Here is a 3,258-nt window from a genome sequence, read left to right as displayed (position 1 = left end):
TTTCTTGACCTTCCCATCCTCACGGTACGATTCCCGCAGAAGGGTAGATCGATAGATTTTTTTACCGGATTTTGACTTGTTCTCTACAATATGCATGTCCACCATTGTACAGATAACAACCATTATCAGTCAAGTATATTGTCGTATAATAACAATATATTAGTGACTACATATTTATTAAAAATACAGCCTTAACAAACTATGTATTAAGCACTTATGCGTTTTGGCAGGGGTGAACATCCGCTGTAAGATAGCGCTTTATTTCATTATCAGCAAAAACTTCATCGCCATTCATTAATCGCTCAATAATAACCAATGTTTTCATTGTGACCGTAGCGGCGCTATCTTCAGGGAGCTGCGACAGCTTTGTATTAAAAAATAATACTTCATCCTTTTGCAATCGAATCATACTCTCGAAATAACGGGGGACGTCTTTCGGCGGCAAACGCAGCATTTGAATTTCATCAAATAATTCGGTTGCCTTTTTTATATTGCCATAGTCCAGCATACATTCCACCATCCCCATTTTATACCGCTCATTGTTCTCTTCTTCATAGAGTCCTGTATAAATGTCGAAAGATTGCTGGTAATTGCCCGCTTTATATTCCGCCCTTGCCAATTGCTGCAGGACGTCTTTGTTTTTATAGTTTGACAATTCACCGGCGATTCTCCATGCTTCAAGAATATGCATTGACAAAATCTTTGTCTGGTCATACAGCGTTTCATCACCGAGGAGCTGTGGTCGTACCATAGCGACGTCTTTTGAATACTCTGATAGTTGTTTGCCCAGTGCCAGTATCGATTCATCGCGATCAGTTAACTGTTTACTTGCATTTTTGAGCAAGACCCTGAGAATCGCCGCGCCGTAATCTTCCGGCAGCATAGTGGATAATAGTTCAATCTCTTTTTCCGCATCTTTGTACTGCCCGATTCTTATCCGGGAGAGAATAGAAAGGGTCAGTATTTTTGCCCTGTCAATTATGTCCTCTTCCGGCGGTTTTTCTAAATAGAGCGCCGCTTTTTCCAAAAGCTGTTCATCTTTTTCCAATCCGTAATAACTCTCTAATTCCACCGTTTCTGCCCGATTTCCTTCTTCTTTTGATACGTCAATTGTTTGCAGGATGGACAAAGACGCTTCATAATTTTTTAACAGGGCGAAGATTTCCGCCCTTGTGAGTTCAATATTTAGTTGCGCCTCCGGATCGGTTTGAAACTGTCCGATTACTTCAAACCCCTTTTCCGGCATTTCCGAGTAAAAATAGTTTAACGCCAACTGTTCCGCCAGGTGAATATCTTTCTTCCTGGTCGCCAATACTTTTTCCAGTAAATGCGTCGCTTCCTCCAGTTTCCCCAATGACATATATTTATCAACTATTGCTGACAAAGACTTGCTCCAGCCCTTTGCATTTGCATCCATTTCATCCCACACCGCCAGCGCTTTTTCAATATTCCCCAATGCAAGAAAGGCATCCACAAAAAAGGGGCGGTCATCATCCGTCATTTCAATCTTTTCGATACCTTGCGGTAAAATGTCCGACAATAATAACCAGTTTTTTGACCATGTTACCGTCTTCAGGTATCCCAGCCAGGCCTTGCCTTCTTCCGGAAACTGTTCTGTTAATTGCTGATATTTTTCTATTGCCTTCTCATAGTTTTTCGACCACGCCTCTATATCTGCACCGAGCAATAATAATTCGAGGGTATTTTTATCATTTGGCACTCCCGCCAGAATAGCCCTCACCTCGTCATAATTCTTTCTTTGCAGAAGAATATTTAGTTTCAACATCAGGAAATCAGCATTAAACGGGTCGGTGTACAGCACCTTATTGCACACTTCGAGGGCTTTGTCAAAATATTCTATTTTTGCCAGAACGCCTGCAATCTCTTTTAACTTAAATTTTTCTGCCACTAATTTATCAAAAATAGAAAGCGCCTCATCTTTCCTGCCCTGTTCGATATAGCAATATGCAGTGCCAAGATTTGACTCATGCGCGGTTTCAGTAAATGAAGCGGCAAATTGGAAAAATTTAATTGCCATGTCAAAATTGCCCGCGTGGTAACTTCTCCATGCCTTGCCAATATAATAGTCTCCTTCGTACGTCTGAAAGAATTCCTCAGATGCTTCATCGCTTTCGAGCAATTTCTCTTCCACATCAGAAAGATCCACCCTTCCCGTACCAACCTGCTTCTTCCTCATAATCTCCAAAGATTGTTCATCACCCTTCCTCTTTATTTCAAGCGAAGGAGATGCCTCCAGAATAACCTTTCTGTCCTTTAAGGAGACAATGCCCAAAGACGCCTTTGGGTAGCCGTTTTTTTTAATCGACTCCACATAGGGCAATAAATCATCCTGTCTGGTGGAGTACCCTGCGCAAATAACGTAGATATGATCCCGCTGTTCTAACCACACAGGAAAGGGTACCATGCGTGAAACACGCATGGTATGTTGTTTTGCATCTTCCACTTCTGCAAAACTCGCCGCTTCAACGGTAAATATGTCCGCCTGTTTTGCCATGACGTTGCCGTCTAAGAACCATTGCATAGCGACTAAATCGTGAGGTGCATTGTTAGCCAATAGGTACTTATTTATCCCGGTAAACAGCGCAGGTGTCTCGTTACACCCTTTTTCAAAAATATTTTCAGGGCGATGATAATTATCTGCCCAGTTGGTTTGTACAGAGGCAACGCCATTAAGGGCTAAAATAAGCAGAAAGAAACCGCAATACACTGCTAATAACCGTAAGGAATGCTTTATTCGTGGTGGCTGGAGTTTCCTCCCGTCGTACCTGATATGATGTTTTTTCATGCCTGCAATAATTATTTTCTTTTTTGTATAATCAAAGGCGTTTGGCTCGAAAATAAGACTACAAAAGATAGTTTAAGCACAGGTACCGCAATATGATATGGCTATAAAACCATTTTCATCGTTTCTGGGTGTTGCAAATGAAACATGATGACTGATGACTTATTTTGTCATTACAAGCGGAAGCGGATTAGAAATCCGAGGCTCTATCCATCATACCAAAACCACATGCTTGTCATTACAAGGGTATCAGCTTGTCATTGCGAGGGCTTTTTCCGAAGCAATCTCATAGACCGTCATAGAGATCCTTCCATCCTGCATTCATTCCATTAATTAATGCTATTTTTTTAGCCCTTGAGCCACCCTTAATTTGCTTCTCCCGTGATATGGCGTTTCTTACGTCACGAAATATCTCGTAGTATACTGATTGCTTCGGAAAAGACCCTCGCAATGAC

At 41.6% G+C, this 3,258-nt stretch carries 1 protein-coding gene; it reads right to left on the bottom strand.

Translation table 11 applies throughout. From position 1 onward, the window contains the following. Nucleotides 1-214: 214 nt before the first annotated feature. Complete coding sequence (locus QZT26_RS16980; RefSeq protein ID WP_295103853.1) at nt 215-2,806, bottom strand: tetratricopeptide repeat protein; 2,592 nt, start codon at nt 2,804-2,806, stop codon at nt 215-217. Between the last annotated feature and the right edge of the window lie 452 nt (nt 2,807-3,258).

The sequence above is a fragment of the uncultured Candidatus Kuenenia sp. genome (assembly GCF_900696675.1).
In the GTDB taxonomy this organism is placed as follows: domain Bacteria; phylum Planctomycetota; class Brocadiia; order Brocadiales; family Brocadiaceae; genus Kuenenia; species Kuenenia stuttgartiensis_A.
The sequence above is the reverse complement of the archived record's forward strand: the minus strand, read 5'-3'. Positions and strand labels throughout refer to the sequence as shown.